Here is an 18589-nt window from a genome sequence, read left to right as displayed (position 1 = left end):
GTCACTTCTTCCATCCCGGTGTAAAAAGTGATTTAGCTATTTGCGTCATGCTAATTTGTACCTGATCCCATTCTTGGGTGATTTCCAGGTCAATTTCTTCCTGATGATCAAAATAGTAGCCCATGGCCGCATGAGCTTCGGTTGATAATTATCCATTGTCAATTGCCTATTATCCATTGACCGCGATCGCCTTTTGACCTTTGACCCCTTCCCCTTGAACTGCGATCGCTGATTAGTTGATAGTCAATAATTGATTGAAAAAACACGGATGAGAAGCTAGGGACATTTTTTCTGGGCCAAGTCGCTAGAATGGGACTAGACTCCTCAAGCTTGAAGAATCTTCCTATGTCAGACGCTGTAACGATCGCCGATATTTACAAGTTATTTGAAAGAACTGAGGCCCAATTTGCCGAGTTTCAAAAGGAAGCTGATCGCCGCAGTGCCGAAGCTGATCGCCGCAGAGAGGAAGCTAATCGCACGATGGAAGAATTAAAAAAACAGGTACAAGAAACGACCAAAGCGGTCAATAGCTTAACAACTCCTTTGTGTCTTTTTATAGAAGAAATGGTAGAGCCTGCGGTTGTGCGTTTATTTCAGGAACGGGGCATTGATGTCACTCAAACGATGAGTCGCTTGAAAAGTAAGCGTTCTGGGGCGGCAATGGAGATTGATATTGTGGCGGTGAATGGGAGCGAGTTGGTGGCGGTAGAATGTAAATCTCGACTGTCGAGGGATGATGTAGATGATTTTGTCAGCCGATTACAGCGATTTAAGGTTGCTTTCCCCCAATTTCGAGAGTTTCGGGTTTATGGGGCAGTGGCAGGCATTGAAATTGATCAGGGGATAGATGTCTATGCCTATCGGCGCGGTTTGTTTGTGATTAAGCAGTCGGGGGAAACGGTTAAAATTATCAATGATGTTCAGTTTCAACCTTTGGGTTTTGCTGAAGGTGTTTAATCTCTTTTTTAAGAAGGCGTAATTTTGCGATCGCCCTTTTAATTAATAATGAATAGTTGATAATTATCCATTGTCAGGAGTCATTTTGGAAACCATCATGGAAATAAAAAACATTAAACAAAAAGCAAGAAATTTAGCCGTTAATTATTGATCAGCCATCTACAACTACATATCACAAAACTCCCCTCAATATGCTCAAAGACTGGTTGAAAGATTGACCAGACGCTCAGAACAGATCGCTGCTCTAGGGTAGCATCTTTGAGCAGCAGGTGATCGCCGTTTTTGCTGACAATTAACACTCGTTCGATCTTCGGGGTTTCAGGAGAGTCAATTTTTCGCTTTAATTGGTACAATTTCTCAGCGATGGCGATTGTTCCGCTAATAATGCCGATGATGGTGGCGATGGTGGCAAGGGTTCCCTCTCTCTCCACTTCGGAGATAACTTCGTAGCTGCCTTGCACCCCTTCCATCTCTAGGATATCCTGAGCAACTTTGATAGCATCGGCTCCTTGAATTTCTATCTGCATCAGTTTTGTTCCCCCTGTCAGTACCCAAGCAAAATGATACTAAATCCAGTTATTAAAGACTGATTATCTATTCCCCCCTTTGCCTGTCCTCATAAGCAGCCTATACTCAACGAATCTAGTATGACCAGCTTAGTTGGGGAAAAAATCTCAATTACCATCAATAGTTGACCTAAGAAAATATTTCAGTCTCTCCGTCGGGAAATAACCTATTAGAGACTGAAAAATCTTAGTCATTCCATTCCCCTTTGGGTGGTACGGGGGGATTGCGTCGAAGATGACGGGTTAAGTCCTCATCCGGTTGTTTCTCTCCTCTTAGCCACTGTTTAATCGCTGTTTCGATAATGCGACTAGGATCGTTAGTCAGGTGTTTAATCTGTTCTAAAACTTCCGAGTCAAGGTGAATAGCGATTTCAACTTTCTCCGCCGTGCGCTGAGTCGGTGTAGCATTGTCGTTCATAAGCTCTATTAATGATTGCTATCTATCATTCTACCCGTCAGTCGAGGATTCTCATCCAAGAGTTTATCTATAGTAATCCGATTTGGACAAATCATAGAGCCTTTCCTTAGCCATTGCCCTTTGCCTGATTTTGTCAGCATAATCAAGCCTACCATAGTTTCCTGTGGATGCCGAGAGGGGAAGCTAAGGTCAAAACCCTGACTATACTTGCAGTTTAGCTTTTTTTACCTTTTACTTTTCGCTTTTGCTCCAGCCTTAGAGACTTTACCTCTACAATGAATTAAGGAATCTAAAATTTTATAAACCCCTGACTTTTGCCAACAGTGAACCACGATGACTGACGTTCCCGTTTCTCGCATTCGCAATTTTTCCATCATCGCTCATATCGATCATGGTAAATCAACTCTCGCCGATCGCCTCCTGCAAATTACGGGAACCGTAGCCCAACGGGAGATGAAAGAACAATTTCTCGATAATATGGACTTGGAACGGGAACGAGGTATCACCATCAAGTTACAGGCGGCACGCATGGATTATACCGCTAAGGATGGTCAAAAATACGTTCTCAATCTGATTGATACCCCCGGCCATGTGGATTTTTCCTACGAGGTTTCTCGGTCTCTAGCGGCGTGCGAGGGAGCTTTATTAGTTGTGGATGCGTCCCAAGGAGTAGAGGCGCAAACTTTAGCCAATGTTTACCTAGCACTGGAAAATAACCTCGAAATTATCCCAGTTTTAAATAAAATCGACCTACCCAGTGCCGAACCGGAACGAGTCGCGGCGGAAATCGAGGAAGTGGTGGGTTTAGACTGTAGTGAGGCGATTCGGGCCTCGGCTAAGGCTGGGATCGGTATTAATGATATTCTAGAGTCGATCGTCCAATTAGTTCCCCCTCCCCAAGATACCCTCGAAGAACCCTTCCGAGCTTTAATTTTTGATAGTTATTACGACGCTTATCGAGGAGTAATTGTTTATTTCCGCGTCATGGATGGTCGGGTGAAAAAGGGCGATAAAATTCGTTTTATGGCTTCTGGTAAAGAATTTGTTATCGATGAATTGGGAATTTTATCACCGCAACAGGTACAAGTAAATGAACTGCACGCGGGAGAAGTGGGTTATCTGGCAGCCGCGATTAAAACCGTCGCTGATGCCCGGGTGGGTGATACGATTACTCTAACCGCTAAACCGGCACAAGAGCCTTTACCCGGTTATACAGAAGCAAAACCGATGGTTTTCTGCGGATTATTCCCCACCGATGCCGATCAGTACGCCGATCTCAAAGATGCGCTGGAAAAGTTAAAATTAAACGATGCAGCTCTATCCTACGAACCGGAAACTTCTAGCGCCATGGGTTTTGGTTTCCGTTGCGGTTTCTTGGGACTGCTACACATGGAAATCGTGCAGGAAAGACTAGAAAGGGAATATAATTTAGATTTAATTACCACTGCTCCCTCGGTAGTTTATCAGGTCACTACCACCGATGGGGAAATTGTCGAAGTGGATAATCCCAGTTTGTTACCTTCCCCACAAAAACGGGAAAAAATTGAGGAACCTTATATCCAAGTGGAAATGATTACTCCGGAAACCTATGTAGGTGCTTTGATGGAATTATGTCAAAGTCGTCGGGGAGTTTTCAAGGATATGCGTTATTTTACTAAAACTCGCACCGCTTTGATTTATGAGTTACCTTTAGCAGAAGTGGTGACGGACTTTTTCGATCAATTAAAATCTCGATCGCGCGGTTATGCTAGTATGGAATATCAATTAATTGGCTATCGGGAAAATGAGCTAGTTAAATTAGATATTATGGTCAATGGTGATCCCGTTGATGCTTTAGCGATGATCGTTCACCGGGATAAAGCTTATTATGTTGGTCGTGCGTTAACCGAAAAGTTAAAAGAATTGATTCCCCGGCATCAATTTAAGGTTCCCATTCAAGCAGCTATTGGTTCTAAAATTATCGCTAGTGAACATATTCCCGCTTTAAGAAAGGATGTCTTAGCTAAGTGTTATGGTGGTGATATTAGCCGCAAGAAAAAGCTGTTAGACAAGCAAGCAAAAGGGAAAAAACGGATGAAAGCGATCGGAACTGTTGATGTCCCCCAGGAAGCATTTATGGCAGTCCTAAAACTCGATCCGCAGTAAAGTCTTGGGGTGAGAATTAACTCACCCTTTTTAGTTTTGGCAGTGGCTAATTATACTAAATCTGGTTATTAAAAACTGATTATTTATTCTCCGTTTTGCCTTTTGCCTATTGCCTCTTGCCTTTTGCCTATCCTCATAAGTAGCCTATACTTAACGGATTTAGTATTATTATGAAACTTTTGAGATTATCCTATCAAGATTTATCCTCTGGATTAAGTATAGATTCTTGGGATATTTTTCCAGATTTGAATTTATTAGTTGGTATCTCAGGTGCAGGAAAAACCTCTATTTTAAAGGCAATTAGTAATTTAAAAAGAATCGCTAACGGTGCATCTGTAAATGGGGTAAAATGGGATGTAGAATTTTTGGCGTTGCTGATTTGAGATATGAATCTTCTTTTGTGGGATTTTTAAAACCTAGACCCAAACTAACTTTTGGATGGGTGCAAGGTTGTCATTCATACCTTGATTCAGCAACGCCAAAAATCTTTCTGTTTCTTTTTGGGGTGTTCAATGGGAGTTTCCGTTACATCCATTACCGTTACGACCGGTATCTCTGCTTGATTTAGTAGAGCTTTTTTTCCTTTTAAACGGAAATTTCCCGACTGTCAAAGCATTTTTTCCGTCTTATTTACAATCCGACCTATAGTTGATTCTGATATTTGACCGCTTGTACCAATGTGAAAATATGTTCTATATTCTCGCCAATATTCTAACGTTAACTTGTTCTTCTATAGATAGTTTAGGTTTCGGTTCCCTTTTAGATACTGAATTAGATTCAGCTTCAAAACTTTTTACTGATTCTACCATCTTTCTCTAGGTTTGTTTATACAGATCGAAACGGCGTTTGAAATGTTCATCTGATAAGTCTTGATAATCCATACTTTTGCTAATAAACATAGTAAAAGTATAGATGATTTCCTGACCTAAGATCACATTTTATTCTTTTTTCCACTTCCATCTAAAAATCGAGAAAAAAGCAAAACTATTCATCGTACCATAAAAAAATTATGCAAGAGGTCTAAACTAGAAAAAACCGGGTTAAACTGGCGAAAAAGTATTCCTACCGCTAGTTGAGCGGCAGGCGAGATTTTCGAGACATTTTCGATGACAGGAGAAGAGGTGAGGATGCCTACTCGATTAAATTTTTCTAGGGAGCGGTTTTCTCTACCCGGGTTAAAGCGTCTGCGCTCCTATCGCTCGGCCTGGTTGCGGGGAGATGTCATCGCGGGGATCACCGTGGCGGCCTATCTCGTTCCCCAATGTCTGGCCTACGCAGAACTGGCCAGAGTACAACCGATCGCCGGATTATGGGCGATCCTACCGCCGCTGCTTATCTATGCGCTGCTCGGTTCCTCACCACAACTCTCCGTCGGGCCGGAATCGACGACGGCAGTAATGACCGCCGCCGCTATCATGCCCCTCGTCGCGGGAGATAGTAGTAACTACGCCAGTCTGTGCAGTCTATTGGCCTTACTCGTGGGGAGCGTCTGCTGCGTCGCCGCTTTCGCCCAGTTGGGGTTTCTCGCCGATCTCCTCTCCAAACCGATCCTCGTTGGCTACATGGCCGGAGTAGCGGTGATCATGATCGTCGGTCAGTTGGGAAAAATTAGCGGGATGTCACTGAAAGCGGAATCGCTTTTCGGACAGATCGGGGAATTTTCCCGACATTTATCCGAGATTCACCCACCAACTCTGATTCTTGCCGCCGGTGTTTTAATTTTCCTGCTAGTGGTACAACGTCGCTTTCCCAATGCCCCCGGCCCTTTACTCGCGGTTCTACTGGCGACATCGGCAGTATATTTGTTCGATCTGAACGAGCGAGGCATCGCCGTGATCGGGGAAATTCCCGCCGGTTTACCGAGTTTGAAAGTACCGAGGGGTTTTTCTTCCCAGCAGTTCGTCTATTTACTCTCCTCGGCTATCGGTATCGCCCTCGTCGGCTATTCCGATAACGTCTTGACCGCACGCGCGTTCGGGGCGAAAAACAACTATCGCATCGATGGCAATCAGGAATTACTCGCCCTGGGAGCGCTGAATATTGGTAACGGCATCATGCAAGGCTTTCCCGTCAGCAGTAGCGGCAGTCGCACGGCGATCGGCGATTCTCTGGGCAGTCGATCGCAACTGTTTTCCCTCGTGGCTTTTCTGATCGTGATTTTGGTACTGTTGTTCTTGCGCCCGCTGCTATCCCTGTTTCCGAAAGCGGCCCTGGGGGCGATCGTGATTTACGCCGCGCTCCGTCTGATCGAGATCTCGGAGTTCAAACGTCTGCTTTGTTTCAAAACCAGTGAGTTCCGATTGGCGCTCGTCACCATGTTCGGTGTCCTGGCCACCGATATCCTCGTCGGGGTGGGCGTTGCCGTGGGGTTATCGGTGGTCGATCTGTTCGCACGGCTGATGCGACCACACGATGCGGTTTTGGGGGAAGTGCCGAATCTGGCGGGCCTGCACGACATCGAGGATTGGAAGGGCGCGACGACGATCCCCGGATTGGTTCTCTACCGTTACGACGCGCCCCTCTGTTTCGCCAACGCCGAGAATTTTCGCAAACGGGTAATAGCGGCGATCGAAGCGGAGAAAGTCCCCGTCGAGTGGTTCGTTCTCAACGCCGAAGCGATTCTAGATATCGATATTACGGCGGTCGATATGTTGAAAGAATTACATCGAGAATTAATCGGCCGTGGTATTACTTTTGCCATGGCGCGGGTGAAGCAAGATTTATATCAGCAATTAAAAAAAGGAGACCTATCCGAGACGATCTCGACCGAACGTATTTATCCAACCCTAGAGGAAGCGATCGAGGTGTTTCATCATCGTAACCCACCCCCATCATCCCCTGCTCAAGATTGACACTTTCACCGCTCATTTCTAGACAATCTAGGGGGAAATTCTCGGTTCACAGACCTAAACTAATAAGCTGTTCATAATTTAAATTGCTTGTTGAGATCAGGCAAGAGGGCAAGAGGCAACAGTAAAGGGATTGAGGGAGATTCGGCTGATCATTAAGAATAAGCGGTTTAAATACGTCTTAGCTTACTACCAAATCATTACCCAAAAAAATAAACAGAAAACTTCTTACAGAAGTCGGGCAAGGGGGAAATTTTCACCTTTAACCTGAAATATACCCCCCTTTTCCCGACAAAAGAGCGAGAGTTTAGCCCCTGGCTGAAGGCTGACCATTAGATAAAATTTTGTTACGAGCATTCCGCCAGCAATTTTTGAGCAAGATATAATTGAAATAGTAGGGCTGCCATTGGGCTAAAAGTTAAGCAAATTTAAGAGATAGCCATTTCAGAAAAAAATGTATCATCGATAATGTTGATCTTCCCCGGATAAGAAACGAGTGAAGATTAATTGTTGAACCGAGCATCAGAAGCTATCTCTAAAGGGGGAAATGTTAGAAAGTTATCCAAGAAGGGGAACCATCAGTCTTAACTTATCTATTTCCTATTGCTTGTATTCATTTAGTCATCTAACAGCAAGGGATGTAATCTCATTCAGGGGAAAAAGTCGCTATGAACCACCAAATAGAAACCCCGATCCGCTCACCTTCTCAAGCTCGATTCCGTTCACGGGAAGAACGCATCCAGATCGGTAAATCCCTGCGGGAGCGATTGCCGCGTTCTAGCCACGCTATCTGGCAACCCCCCGCAGCTGGTCGAGAGCCGATCGAAATCATCGAAGCATCAAATCGGGGGCGATTACAGGAATTGATTCCCATCCGCTACGGACGAATGTTGCGGAGTCCCTTTACCTTCCTGCGCGGTTCCGCTGCCTTGATGGCCTACGATCTGGCCACCACTCCCAAAACCGACATTATCGTGCAGGCCTGCGGGGATTGCCACCTGTTGAACTTTGGATTTTTTGCCACCCCCGAACGCAATTTAGTCTTCGATATTAACGATTTCGACGAAACCCTACCCGCACCTTGGGAATGGGATCTCAAGCGTCTAGTGGTCAGCTTTGTCATCGCCGGCAGGGATAGCGATCTATCCGATCGAGAATCGAAGGCAGCGGCGATCGATTGCGCTCGTTCCTATCGGGAACACCTGCGGGAATATTCTCGCCTCAGTCCCTTAGAGGTATGGTACACGCGCATAGGAGTAGAACAGGTGATCGAGATGGCTCCCGACGAAAAGACGCGGAAGTTGCGGGAACAGATGATGACAAAAGCCCGCGAGCGCATCATCGAACATCTCTACCCCAAGATCGTCACCCAAACCGCGGGACGCAATCGCTTTGTCGATCAGCCGCCCATCCTCTACCATGTCAACGAACCGGATTGGGAGACTCTCGTGCGTGAGGGTCTGGAAGACTATCGCCAATCCCTGCCGGAGGAACGCCGGGTCCTGTTTGATCGCTACCGGTTAGAGGACTTTGCCCTGAAAGTGGTAGGCATTGGCAGTGTCGGCACCAGATGTTATATCGCCCTATTTTTCTCGGAAGATAACCATCCCCTCATCCTACAAGTTAAGGAGGCTTGCCCTTCGGTTCTGGAACCCTATACCGCCAAGAGCCAGTACGAAAATCAGGGACAACGGGTAGTTACAGGCCAGAGATTGATGCAATCCTCTAGCGACATATTTTTAGGCTGGACCCAGGGAAGACGGGGCAATAACTTCTATTTACGGCAACTGCGGGATATGAAGTTTTCCCTACCCATTGAGGGAGTATCGGCCGTCCAACTGCAACGCTACGCCGAGTTCTGCGGCTGGACTCTGGCCCGCGCTCACGCTAAATCTGGAGACGCGGCCACTATTAGCGGTTATTTGGGAAAAGGAGATCAGTTCGATCTAGCCATGGGCGAATTTGCGATCGCTTATGCCGAGCAGACAGAACGAGATCACGCCGCTTTGGTGGAAGCGGTCAAAACAGGACGGGTCGAGGCTTTGGTAGAAGAAGATTTATAGGGTTAAGCTCTCAGCTATCAGCCTGTTATTTCTTGACCTTAGATTAGGGGCGCGAGCTTTGCGCCCCCACATTGCAGCTGGTGTGATACCAAATCCGTTTTTATACTAAATCCGGTTATTAAAGACTGATTATTTATTCCCCTTTTTGCCTCTTGCCTCTTGCCCTTTGCCTGTCCTCATAAGTAGCCTATACTCAACGGATTTAGTATTAATAGTCTGATTAACTCTCAAGTTATGGATTGTTTCTCCCTGTTCTGGCCTTCCCCACTCTCCTATACTTTTTAAACAGGATTTAGTATGATTGCTCAGTAGGTCAGATTTGCTCACAGAAAATACGGCCTATATCTACAAAATGCTCTAGAAAAAGGATGATGGTATGTGATATAATTTGCTCTTGCTTTCATCTACATATTTAAGTAATTTTGTCAAGAAAATGAGCGAATTAAAATCCCAAATCACGGCTATTGATAATCAACTTTCCAAACGTCCGATCGCTCTCGATCCCGCAGGATATTTTATTATTTATCTCGACCGAGAAGCAGGGTTAATCTGTGCCAAACATTACAGCAATATTATCAATGAAAAAGGTTTAGCCGTCGATCCAGAAACGGGAAAAGTTATCGGTGTTAGGCAAAAACTTGATCGCAATCCTGAGACTATTTACACTGCCAGAACTGCCAAAGAATTAGCCGTCAAAGTGATCGAAGAAACCCAACCTTGTCCGATTACTATGTTCGATCATGCTGCTTATTTAGGTCGAGAATTCACCCGCGCTGAATACGCTTTAATCACCGGGGAAGAATATATTCAGGATTAAAGATTGGGCTTTTCAGTGTTGCCAAAGGCACGGCGTAGCCGTCCAGTAAACAGTAAACAGGGATAAAGATGAAGATAAATAACTTAAAACTTACATCTGATAACTGATAACTGATAACTGATAACTGTTAAACCGTGCCTTTAAATAAACCTTGGGGACGGAATAATAACAGCAAGATCATAATTAATAAAGCCACGGCTAATTTATAATCAGAACCAATTAAGGGAACACTAATTTCTTGGGCAACACCAATAATTAAAGCCCCAGCAATCGCTCCGTAGGGATTACCAATACCACCTAAAATCACGGACGCAAACATTGGTAAGATTAAAAACCAGCCCATATTGGGACGCACTCCCCCAGTAATTAACCCGAACATCGCTCCGGCTAAAGCAGTTAAAACTCCCGTAATTATCCATGTCCAGAAAACAACCCATTCGACGTTAATTCCGGTTACTCTAGCTAAATCGGTGCTATCAGCTACGGCACGCATCGCCTTACCGATTTTGGTTTTTTGTAATAACAAATGGAGGGCAATAATAACTATAATTGCCAAACCAATAACTAACAAGCGATCAAAAGCTACTTTAATCCCAAAAATTTCTGTAGCGGTCATCACAGGCAGATCGTAGCGTTGATTACTACCGCCCCAGATCATTAAAATACCATTGCGAAGAAATAAAGCCAAACCGATCGAAATAATAATTAAAGTGGTAGAATCGGCCCGTCGATCGCGCATAGGTTTCCATAATAATCTCTCGGCAATGAGCATGGCAATAGCTGTCACTGCTGCCCCCACCAGCATCGCTAACCAGAGATTAATCCCTTGAGCATTTACCACCCAAGTTATGTAAGCACCCAAAGTCATAAAATCGCCGTGGGCAAAATTAGACAGACGCAAAATGCCACAGGTAAGGGTTAACCCAACAGCAGCCAGAGCAATAATACTGCCGACGGCTAAACCATTGAATAAAAGTTGCGGTGTATCCATCAAACCTCTTGTATAAATCAGAAATTGTCCTTAGAAATAGGAGTCAGGAGAGAGAAAATTAATTAACTTTTGTCTTTTACCTTATTTAACTGAAAGCTGAGGGACTGTAGCTTAAATATTTTTGTTTAGACCAAATTGCATGGCAGTATAAGCCTAGACAGCCATTATAAAGGTTTGTGTGCCAGCAATTTCTAGCGGCCGGCGAAAAGCTGACGGCTGATGGCTTACTGCTATAAAATCAAGAATGCCCACTGATGGAATTTTCCGCCAATGAAGACTATCTTTCGATTAGCGATCGCTTTTTTTGCATTACTATTTATCCTATCTCCTGTCAATGCCTTAGCGGCCAGTTCTGCTGCTGTCACAGGAGCCAATGCCAGTTATGAAAACCAGAATCTGACAGGAAAGGATTTTTCGGGACAAAATTTGCAATCTGCCCAATTTACTAACGTTAATCTGCAAGACTCTAACTTTAGCTCTGCCGATTTGCGCGGGGCAGTGTTTAACGGAGCCTCTATCATCGAAGGCAACTTTCATGGAGCGGACTTAACCAATGGATTAGCCTATCTGAGTACCTTTAAAAATTCCGATTTAAGCGATGCCATTTTTGCCGAAGCGATCATGCTGCGTACCATTTTCGAGGGAGTCAATATCAACGGTGCTGATTTTAGTTTTGCAGTGCTTGACGCTCAACAAATCAAAAATCTCTGTGAAAGAGCCGAGGGTGTCAACTCAAAAACCGGCGTCTCTACTCCAGAATCTTTAGGATGTGATCAATGATGCAAACAAGGGTTGGTGTTATTGGTGGTGGACAATTAGCATGGATGATGGCACAGGAAGCCAAGAAATTAGGCATTTCTCTAATTGTACAAACACCACACCCCGACGATCCCGCCGTTGCTTTAGCTGACGGGGTTGTTTTTGCCGAAATAGCTGACGTGGAAGGCACAAAAAAACTAGCTCAACATTGTGATCTGATCACGTTTGAAAATGAGTTTGTTAATTTAGATGCCCTGGAAGAATTAGCGGCCACAGGAGTTAAATTCTATCCTAGTTTGGCAAATCTGCGCCCCCTATTGGATAAATACGAGCAAAGATCTTATTTACGCTCTCTAGGGTTGCCTGTGCCTGATTTTTGGGCGATAGATAATTTATCCCAATTAGAAAATTATCCTTTTCCGCTAGTGCTGAAAGCGCGACGACACGGTTATGATGGTCAAGGAACCTTTATTATCCGCACTCCTGAAGAATTAAACACCAAAAAGCCGCAATTAGAGCGTCTTGACTTGATGTTAGAAGCTTATATTCCCTACGAGCGCGAATTAGCCATCGTTGCCGCTAGGGGATTAACTGGGGAAATCGTCACCTATGCCGTGGTAGAAACCCATCAAGAGGAGCAAGTCTGTCACTGGGTAATCGCTCCCGCCGCTCTTAACCAATCTTTACAGGCTCAAACCGAATCTATCGCCCATCATCTGTTAAGTAGTTTGTCGGCGGTGGGTGTTTTCGGGATAGAGTTATTTGTCACTCCGCAGGGAGAGGTATTGATTAATGAAATCGCTCCCCGTACCCATAATTCGGGTCATTACAGCCTTTCTGCCTGTCTTACCTCCCAATTTGCCCTACAACTGCAAGCAGTGGCTAATTTGCCCCTTGGAGCCACGGATTTAAAATCTGCCGGGGCAGTCATGGTTAATTTATTGGGTTTTGAGGATAGTGACGGCGATTATGGCGAAAAAAGAGCAATTTTAGCGGCAATCCCCGGCGCTCAGGTTTTTTGGTATGGTAAAAAATCCCGTCCCGGTCGAAAATTAGGCCATGTCACCCTGTTAAGGGATACAAGCGATCGCTCTGAGTTATTGGCCCTAGCAAAGCAGATAGAAAAGCTTTGGTATGGTTGTTAGGGAATTATGAATTATGAATTATGAATTATGAATTGGGGAGTGGGGAGTATTTTCAGTAAACAGTGAACAGTAAACAGTGAACCGATAACTGTTTACTGATAACTGATAACTGATAACTGATAACTGATAACTGATAACTGATAACTGATTCAGTAAACCCTAATTAAAAGACTTTTTTGATTGCCTCGGTCAGTTTTTGACTAATTAACTCGTTACCGTCTCGACTAAGATGAATATTATCGCGATAGAGGGAATCAGGATTAGGATGAGCTTGAAAAATGGGCAGAAAATCTAGATAAAAAATCTGCTGGTTGCTGGTGAAATCCGCTAGTCTTTGACGGGCTTTTAATTCATAATCTCGCCCCTGTTTTTGAGCTTCGCGAATGAGGGGGGTAATAGCGATAATTAAACCGGCTTGATTAGCCTGAGCAAGGGCTTGAATTTGGGCAAGAGCGGTTAGATTATTGCCCACTCGATCGCCCCCTTCTTGCACTGGTGGTAGGGGAGGATAACGCTTAAAATATCGATCATATAATTCGATTAAAGCTAAAGCTGGCCGGCGAGCGGGATAATTAATTTCTCGTCCCACCACCGCCGAACTAGGAGCTAAAGCGAACAGATCATCGGTGTTCATTAATAACACAATCACCTGAGATTCAAAGGTGCCGAAACGTCGCAGATAGGCCAATTGATTGCGCGGTCCCCAAGAATTGGCCGAAGCATTGAGAACTTCCACCGAACCCGTCAGATTCTGTCCTAAATTTTTGGCGATTAAAGCAGAAATGGTCTCTTTTTGATCTGTCCACCAGGAGCCATTAGCGATCGAATCACCGATTAACATTATTCTCGTCGTCTCCGGGGGCCGTTGGGGTGTAATCGGATCGCTCCGCATCGAATACTGATTAACGGCGATAAAATTGGAAAACCGGCGCGTTTGTTGATTAGGAGCCAAAAGATAGCCAATTTCGGCATCGGCTTCGTAAATAAGCGGATTACCGAACCCGAAGACAATTCTTAAAATAGCCTCAAGGAAAAGGGCAAGGGCGAAAAGAACGCCTAGAATGATTAAAGACAGCCGAATGATACCAATTTCTAATAACACGGATAGATGAGAGTTCGCTAATTTATGATCCTAAAGTGTCTCATACTTTCCACATCCATCTCATGAAAAGGAGTTAAGGGCAATGTCAGACTTAAATCGTGGCATTATGAAATTCGAGGGGGCCGATAAACCAGCAGTAGTGGCGATATCGTCCATTATCGTTATCGGTAGTATTATTGCTCTGATCCTTTGGGCAATGAAAGTCGCCTACATCTAGTTAGGGTTTGCGGCAAAAAGCTTTTCCTGGGGGCAGGGTGTGGGGTGTAGGGTGTAGGGTTTTACCCATTTTCATCTGGTAAATTACCTAATTTTCAGGGAAAAAGTACCTGAATTTTCCCCCCGATCTCCGCAATGGCTGGCACTTTTTGATTTCTCAAAAGTCTAAAAGTCTTACCCAACAAGGTTTTTAGATTTATTCAGCAACCTCTAGTTAGCTAGAATAATTTCGCTCACTTTTGGCATCACTCGGTTTAAATTTCTTGCCATCACGATCTCACCTCTTGTCCCCTTGAGCCTGTAGGATAGGGTCAAGGGAGAAATTGCTAGTTCCCTCTATCGCGCTTGCTAGTTACACCCGACTCGAAACAGATCATCGATGAGCAGATCAACTTCTGTTTTAACAGAACTGTTGCAGTTACTCCCTCAATTGCGATCGCAGATGTACTTCAAAGCATCCCTGACCGCGCTATCCCACGCCATGGAGGATCAGGTTTTAGCGGAAGACGATCAACCGTTAGTGATTGCCAGTTTTCAGCGTGAGCGCTTTTATCGTCAAGAGGCCCATCGCTATCGACGCATTGCCCACAAAAGCGGGCAAGTTTATGTTTTGTCGGCCCCAGAAACCGATTTTAAGCATAGTTCCGACGTTTACGAGACGATCGCTTTTCAACCGGACGACAGTTTAGCCCAAGAATGGCATCTAGTGGTTATCAGTCGCCATTATGCTAGTTGTTTAATCTGTCGGGAACGAACCCATCTGACAGCAGAGGGGGAAAATGGGGCAGCTATGGATAATAATCGCCGTTTTGAGGGGATTTGGACGAGCGATCGCCATGTGAGTCAACAGGCCGCCCAAATTCTTTTAAATCATATTCTCGATTATCGTCCCGAACTAGCGGAGAAAATTAGGCGCGCCCAAGAAGAATACCTGATCTGTGAACTGACGGACAGGGATCATCAAGAGGAACCAGATCCCTTTGTCCAGCGATTGGTCACTTATTTGCAAGCGGGACAGTATAAACTGCTGAAAGCCAATCGTTCCTTGGCATCGAAAGAACACAAGGAAAGACTGATCAACTCGGTGACAGCGGCGATCCGTCGTTCCCTCGACCCGGAAGCCATCCTCCAGGTGGCAGTGCAGAAATTGGGGCAGGGATTGGGAGTCTGTCGCTGCGTGGTCTATCGTTGTCATGAGGCCGACATTAACGCCACCATCGAACACGAATTTTTAAACTCCGGCATTAGTTCCATCAAAGGACAAAAATGGCCTCTGAAAAATAATCCTCTTTTTCAGGAAGCGCTGGAATTGAGAGAATCCCTGAAAATTGAAGACGCTATTCACGATCCCCGTCTCCCCGGGGATTCCATTCAAAATCTGGTGCGGGAATGTTCCATCTATTCCTGGTTATTAGTACCGATTTTTTACCAAAGTCGTCTCTTGGGAATGTTGGAACTGCATCACTGCGGACCCTATACCACCACTTGGAAAAGCGAGGATGTCGCCCTGGTGGACGCGGTGGCCACTCAAATCGGAGTCGCCCTCATTCAAGCAGAAGCCTACGCTAATTTACAGGATTTAAATGAACAATTAGCCGCCCTTGATCGCACTCGTTCTAATTTAGTCGCCATTACCGGCCACGAATTACGCACCCCCCTGTCCACCATTCAAGTCTGTCTAGAAAGTTTGGCCTCGGAACCGGATATGCCGGGGGAAATGCGCCAAATTATGCTTGATACTGCCCTGAAAGATGCGGAACGAATGCGTAAATTAATCCAAGATTTTTTAACTCTTTCTAGGTTAGAAAGTGGCCGGGTTAATTGGAATCCCGAAGCTTTATCCTTATCGGAATGTGTGGAATTAGCCATCAGTCACGTTCACTCCCGCAATCTCGACAACGACAACCCAAAAATTAGCAATCTTGTCCCCCCTAATCTGCCCTTTGTTTTAGCCGATGGCGAGTGGTTAGTGGAATTACTCTCCAAACTTCTCGATAATGCCTGTAAGTTTACCGGTCGCGAGGGAAATGTCTCGATCGAAGTCGCTTCGGGAAAGCCAAAAACTCTAGAAGTAACCATTTCTGACACTGGACGCGGGATCGAACCCAATCTTTTAGAACAGGTTTTCGATCGCTTTTACCAAGAGGAGGGGGCCCTGCGACGCAGTGCCGGGGGAACCGGTTTAGGACTGGCTATCTGTCGTCAGATCGTTAATGGTTGGGGCGGCGAAATTTGGGCAGAATCCCAGGGCAAAAATAACGGCAGTCAGTTTCATTTTACTATTCCAATATTTAAAGATAAAACTAACGATAATCCCCAAAATACCGCTCCGAAAAAATCCTCCCGTCGTCCTGCCAGTAAACGTAAATAGCGGCCGGTTGCCCGTTTAGTTTTGGCTCTTTGCTCGTGACTTCCTATTCCTTTTCTTCATCAAAAACTAAACAAAAAAGCATTAAAAAAGAAGCATCCAATCCCCAAGATATATAATAAACTTGAAAGAGTAATCAATTAGTCGTTTTTAGGTGAAAAAATTATGGGACGCGCCAAGAGAGTGGTTTTAGCTTATTCCGGGGGAGTCGATACTTCCGTCTGTATTCCCTATCTCAAACAGGAATGGGGAGTAGAAGAAGTGATTACCCTAGCCGCCGATTTAGGACAGGGAGACGAGTTAGGACCGATTCAGGAAAAAGCCCTGCGCTGCGGAGCGCTCGAATCCTTAGTAGTCAATGCTCAGGAAGAATTCGTCAAAGAATACGCTTTTCCCTCAATTCAAGCTAATGCTCTCTACGAAAATCGTTATCCCCTTTCTACCGCCCTGGCTCGTCCTTTAATCGCTAAATTATTAGTAGAGGCTGCCGAGAAATACGGGGCCGATGCCGTCGCTCACGGTTGCACCGGCAAAGGTAACGATCAAGTGCGTTTTGATGTGGGCATTATGGCCCTCAATCCTAGTTTAAAAGTTCTCGCTCCCGCCAGGGAATGGGGCATGAGCCGGGAAGAAACCATCGCCTACGGGGAAAAATTCGGGATTGAGTCTCCCGTGAAAAAATCCTCGCCTTTTAGTATCGATCGTAACCTGTTGGGGCGCAGTATTGAAGCTGGTCCTTTGGAAGATCCGATGACGGAACCCCCGGAAGAAATCTATCTAATGACCAAAGCGATCGCCGATACTCCCAACGAGCCGGAATACGTCGATATTGGTTTTAATCAGGGAATTCCCGTCAGTTTAAACGGAGAAAATCTCGATCCTGTCACGCTAATTAGTCAATTAAATGACCTAGTGGGTAAACACGGTGTTGGTCGGTTAGATATGATCGAAAACCGGGTAGTGGGAATTAAATCCCGAGAAATTTACGAGGCCCCGGCTTTATTAGTTTTAATTGACGCTCACCGGGACTTAGAAAGTTTGACTTTAACTGGAGATGTTACCCAATATAAACGGGGAATTGAAGATACCTACGGACAGTTAATTTATAAAGGATTGTGGTACAGTCCCCTCAAGGAAGCGATCGATGCTTTTATCATCAAAACTCAAGAACAGGTAACGGGATCGGTGCGAGTGAAACTGTTTAAAGGTAACGCTAAAGTGGTCGGTCGTCAGTCAGTCAATTCTATCTATTCTCCCGATTTAGCTACCTACGGAGCCGAGGATCAATTTGATCATAAAGCTGCCGAAGGTTTCATCTATGTTTGGGGATTACCCAGCAAAGTTTGGGCCGAAAAAACTAGAGGGAAGTAATCAACAATCCTCCCCTAAGTAAGTGGGTGTTAATTCAGATTCCCCCGCCGATCCCCCCTTAATAAGGGGGGAGGGGGGATCGTTTAAATTAAGTCTTCACTTTTTCCCAGTTTGGCAATTAATTCTAAATCTCTAATACAGTCCCCAATAGATACCATTAATTGATGACCGTAAACAACCCCTATAAATTCAATTCCTTCTGTTTGACGACGACTAGCTTCTATTAAAAAATCGCTATCTTGGCTAAAAATCACTCTTGATAAAGTTTGAGATTCACTACTTTATTCCCTGTGCTTTAAGTCGGGTAACAAAGGGAGAATCTCCTGCTTTTTCTCGCATTTTTTTGGCAAATTCTAAATCAGCTTGGATAGCTTGATCTAATTCTTCTCTATGTTCCCAATAGTAAGCTAATGCTGAGTGAATTTGACTCATGCTTAAATCACGATGGTTAATGTGAATTTCTTCTGGAGTCCAACCGTAAGCTATTTGTGCCATAACTAGATCAATCACTTTCAGGGTAGAACCCGCAATTATTGGTACTCCCCGATGATCAATTGAAATATGTTTATAGTCTGTGAGATTTGTTGTCATGTGGAGAGGGTTAAGCTAAGACACATTTAAATTATACTACCTCATTGCCGCAAATTCTTGAGACAAGCGGCTTAAGCTACTTGTCTATACCCAATAGACCTCTCCATAATTTAATTAAATCACAATAATAGGATATAATAAAACAAATAGTAACTCAAAAAAAGCCATGAAAAACTACACTTGGGAATACATTCAAAAATATCCGAAACAAACTAAAAGACTATTAGGAAT

General features: G+C 44.7%; 18 protein-coding genes and 1 pseudogene. 11 read left to right on the top strand and 8 right to left on the bottom strand.

Translation table 11 applies throughout. From position 1 onward, the window contains the following. Position 1: 1 nt before the first annotated feature. Positions 2-124, bottom strand: a complete 123-nt coding sequence (locus tag IM475_RS08680) for a hypothetical protein (protein WP_287727299.1) — start codon at positions 122-124, stop codon at positions 2-4. A 221-nt stretch (positions 125-345) separates the two neighbouring features. Between IM475_RS08680 and IM475_RS08675 the strand changes: the two genes are divergently transcribed. Continuing rightward, positions 346-957 (top strand): DUF3782 domain-containing protein, encoded by a 612-nt coding sequence (locus tag IM475_RS08675; RefSeq protein WP_287727298.1) that lies wholly within the window; start codon positions 346-348, stop codon positions 955-957. A gap of 140 nt (positions 958-1097) precedes the next feature. On the opposite strand, the gene IM475_RS08670 is transcribed toward IM475_RS08675, so the two are convergent. Together IM475_RS08670 and IM475_RS08665 are read right to left on the bottom strand one after the other, a co-directional pair. Further along, a complete protein-coding gene (locus tag IM475_RS08670; RefSeq protein ID WP_287727297.1) occupies positions 1098-1484 on the bottom strand; it encodes a hypothetical protein in 387 nt (128 codons plus the stop codon). Positions 1485-1710: 226 nt separating this feature from the next. Next, on the bottom strand, positions 1711-1941 hold the full coding sequence (locus IM475_RS08665; protein ID WP_002762207.1) for a type II toxin-antitoxin system CcdA family antitoxin: 231 nt from the start codon (positions 1939-1941) through the stop codon (positions 1711-1713). Positions 1942-2274: 333 nt separating this feature from the next. Here IM475_RS08665 and lepA point away from each other — a divergent pair, with 333 nt between their 5' ends. Beyond that, the gene (lepA, locus tag IM475_RS08660) at positions 2275-4086 is read left to right on the top strand and encodes a translation elongation factor 4 (protein WP_002762209.1); all 1812 of its coding nucleotides are present in this window, start codon (positions 2275-2277) and stop codon (positions 4084-4086) included. Between the two features lie 170 nt (positions 4087-4256). After that, a complete protein-coding gene (locus tag IM475_RS08655; protein WP_287727296.1) occupies positions 4257-4469 on the top strand; it encodes a hypothetical protein in 213 nt (70 codons plus the stop codon). 95 nt (positions 4470-4564) lie between these two features. On the opposite strand, the pseudogene IM475_RS08650 reads toward IM475_RS08655, so the two are convergent. Further along, positions 4565-4985: pseudogene (locus IM475_RS08650) on the bottom strand (helix-turn-helix domain-containing protein); the annotation flags it as partial. Positions 4986-5213: 228 nt separating this feature from the next. Between IM475_RS08650 and IM475_RS08645 the strand changes: the two are divergent. From IM475_RS08645 to IM475_RS08635, 3 genes are all read left to right on the top strand, one after another. Further along, on the top strand, positions 5214-6938 hold the full coding sequence (locus IM475_RS08645; RefSeq protein ID WP_287727295.1) for an SLC26/SulP family anion transporter: 1725 nt from the start codon (positions 5214-5216) through the stop codon (positions 6936-6938). Positions 6939-7603: 665 nt separating this feature from the next. Then, complete coding sequence (locus IM475_RS08640) at positions 7604-8998, top strand: DUF2252 domain-containing protein (RefSeq protein ID WP_287727294.1); 1395 nt, start codon at positions 7604-7606, stop codon at positions 8996-8998. Between the two features lie 433 nt (positions 8999-9431). Then, positions 9432-9815, top strand: a complete 384-nt coding sequence (locus IM475_RS08635) for a DUF4346 domain-containing protein (protein ID WP_008197426.1) — start codon at positions 9432-9434, stop codon at positions 9813-9815. A gap of 127 nt (positions 9816-9942) precedes the next feature. Here IM475_RS08635 and IM475_RS08630 read toward each other — a convergent pair whose 3' ends face one another. Continuing rightward, entirely contained in the window at positions 9943-10806 is an 864-nt protein-coding gene (locus IM475_RS08630) for a branched-chain amino acid ABC transporter permease (protein ID WP_287660166.1), read from the bottom strand. 270 nt (positions 10807-11076) lie between these two features. Between IM475_RS08630 and IM475_RS08625 the strand changes: the two genes are divergently transcribed. Next, the gene (locus IM475_RS08625) at positions 11077-11586 is read left to right on the top strand and encodes a pentapeptide repeat-containing protein (protein WP_002760385.1); all 510 of its coding nucleotides are present in this window, start codon (positions 11077-11079) and stop codon (positions 11584-11586) included. Continuing rightward, positions 11583-12710 (top strand): 5-(carboxyamino)imidazole ribonucleotide synthase, encoded by a 1128-nt coding sequence (locus IM475_RS08620; protein ID WP_287727293.1) that lies wholly within the window; start codon positions 11583-11585, stop codon positions 12708-12710. Before IM475_RS08625 ends, IM475_RS08620 begins: the two co-directional genes overlap by 4 nt. A gap of 163 nt (positions 12711-12873) precedes the next feature. Here the strand turns inward: IM475_RS08620 and IM475_RS08615 are convergent, their stop codons facing one another. Next, positions 12874-13812, bottom strand: coding sequence for an SGNH/GDSL hydrolase family protein (locus IM475_RS08615; RefSeq protein ID WP_287727292.1), 939 nt, complete (start codon positions 13810-13812; stop codon positions 12874-12876). Between the two features lie 82 nt (positions 13813-13894). Between IM475_RS08615 and IM475_RS08610 the strand changes: the two genes are divergently transcribed. The 3 genes from IM475_RS08610 (at position 13895) to IM475_RS08600 (ending at position 17767) form a co-directional block, all read left to right on the top strand. Then, positions 13895-14029 carry a hypothetical protein gene (locus IM475_RS08610; RefSeq protein ID WP_002736350.1) on the top strand — a complete coding sequence of 45 codons (135 nt, stop codon included), beginning with the start codon at positions 13895-13897 and terminating at the stop codon, positions 14027-14029. Between the two features lie 378 nt (positions 14030-14407). Beyond that, positions 14408-16399 (top strand): DICT sensory domain-containing protein, encoded by a 1992-nt coding sequence (locus IM475_RS08605; protein WP_287727291.1) that lies wholly within the window; start codon positions 14408-14410, stop codon positions 16397-16399. A 162-nt stretch (positions 16400-16561) separates the two neighbouring features. Next, complete coding sequence (locus IM475_RS08600) at positions 16562-17767, top strand: argininosuccinate synthase (RefSeq protein ID WP_287660170.1); 1206 nt, start codon at positions 16562-16564, stop codon at positions 17765-17767. An 83-nt stretch (positions 17768-17850) separates the two neighbouring features. Here IM475_RS08600 and IM475_RS08595 read toward each other — a convergent pair whose 3' ends face one another. Then, a complete protein-coding gene (locus tag IM475_RS08595) occupies positions 17851-18021 on the bottom strand; it encodes a hypothetical protein (RefSeq protein WP_287660171.1) in 171 nt (56 codons plus the stop codon). Between the two features lie 22 nt (positions 18022-18043). Then, positions 18044-18358, bottom strand: coding sequence for a DUF433 domain-containing protein (locus IM475_RS08590; protein ID WP_287660172.1), 315 nt, complete (start codon positions 18356-18358; stop codon positions 18044-18046). Positions 18359-18589: the final 231 nt, after the last annotated feature.

This window comes from Microcystis sp. M061S2, assembly GCF_020245605.1.
GTDB lineage: Bacteria > Cyanobacteriota > Cyanobacteriia > Cyanobacteriales > Microcystaceae > Microcystis.
Note: the sequence above shows the minus strand (reverse complement) of the source record. Positions and strands in the feature narration are given on the sequence as shown.

What these genes read in the sequence shown, in the direction of transcription:
- IM475_RS08680 (WP_287727299.1), bottom strand. Translation starts at nt 124, where the DNA reads ATGGGCTACTATTTTGATCATCAGGAAGAAATTGACCTGGAAATCACC.
- IM475_RS08675 (WP_287727298.1), top strand. Translation starts at nt 346, where the DNA reads ATGTCAGACGCTGTAACGATCGCCGATATTTACAAGTTATTTGAAAGA.
- IM475_RS08670 (WP_287727297.1), bottom strand. Translation starts at nt 1,484, where the DNA reads ATGCAGATAGAAATTCAAGGAGCCGATGCTATCAAAGTTGCTCAGGAT.
- IM475_RS08665 (WP_002762207.1), bottom strand. Translation starts at nt 1,941, where the DNA reads ATGAACGACAATGCTACACCGACTCAGCGCACGGCGGAGAAAGTTGAA.
- lepA (WP_002762209.1), top strand. Translation starts at nt 2,275, where the DNA reads ATGACTGACGTTCCCGTTTCTCGCATTCGCAATTTTTCCATCATCGCT.
- IM475_RS08655 (WP_287727296.1), top strand. Translation starts at nt 4,257, where the DNA reads ATGAAACTTTTGAGATTATCCTATCAAGATTTATCCTCTGGATTAAGT.
- IM475_RS08645 (WP_287727295.1), top strand. Translation starts at nt 5,214, where the DNA reads ATGCCTACTCGATTAAATTTTTCTAGGGAGCGGTTTTCTCTACCCGGG.
- IM475_RS08640 (WP_287727294.1), top strand. Translation starts at nt 7,604, where the DNA reads ATGAACCACCAAATAGAAACCCCGATCCGCTCACCTTCTCAAGCTCGA.
- IM475_RS08635 (WP_008197426.1), top strand. Translation starts at nt 9,432, where the DNA reads ATGAGCGAATTAAAATCCCAAATCACGGCTATTGATAATCAACTTTCC.
- IM475_RS08630 (WP_287660166.1), bottom strand. Translation starts at nt 10,806, where the DNA reads ATGGATACACCGCAACTTTTATTCAATGGTTTAGCCGTCGGCAGTATT.
- IM475_RS08625 (WP_002760385.1), top strand. Translation starts at nt 11,077, where the DNA reads ATGAAGACTATCTTTCGATTAGCGATCGCTTTTTTTGCATTACTATTT.
- IM475_RS08620 (WP_287727293.1), top strand. Translation starts at nt 11,583, where the DNA reads ATGATGCAAACAAGGGTTGGTGTTATTGGTGGTGGACAATTAGCATGG.
- IM475_RS08610 (WP_002736350.1), top strand. Translation starts at nt 13,895, where the DNA reads ATGTCAGACTTAAATCGTGGCATTATGAAATTCGAGGGGGCCGATAAA.
- IM475_RS08605 (WP_287727291.1), top strand. Translation starts at nt 14,408, where the DNA reads ATGAGCAGATCAACTTCTGTTTTAACAGAACTGTTGCAGTTACTCCCT.
- IM475_RS08600 (WP_287660170.1), top strand. Translation starts at nt 16,562, where the DNA reads ATGGGACGCGCCAAGAGAGTGGTTTTAGCTTATTCCGGGGGAGTCGAT.
- IM475_RS08590 (WP_287660172.1), bottom strand. Translation starts at nt 18,358, where the DNA reads ATGACAACAAATCTCACAGACTATAAACATATTTCAATTGATCATCGG.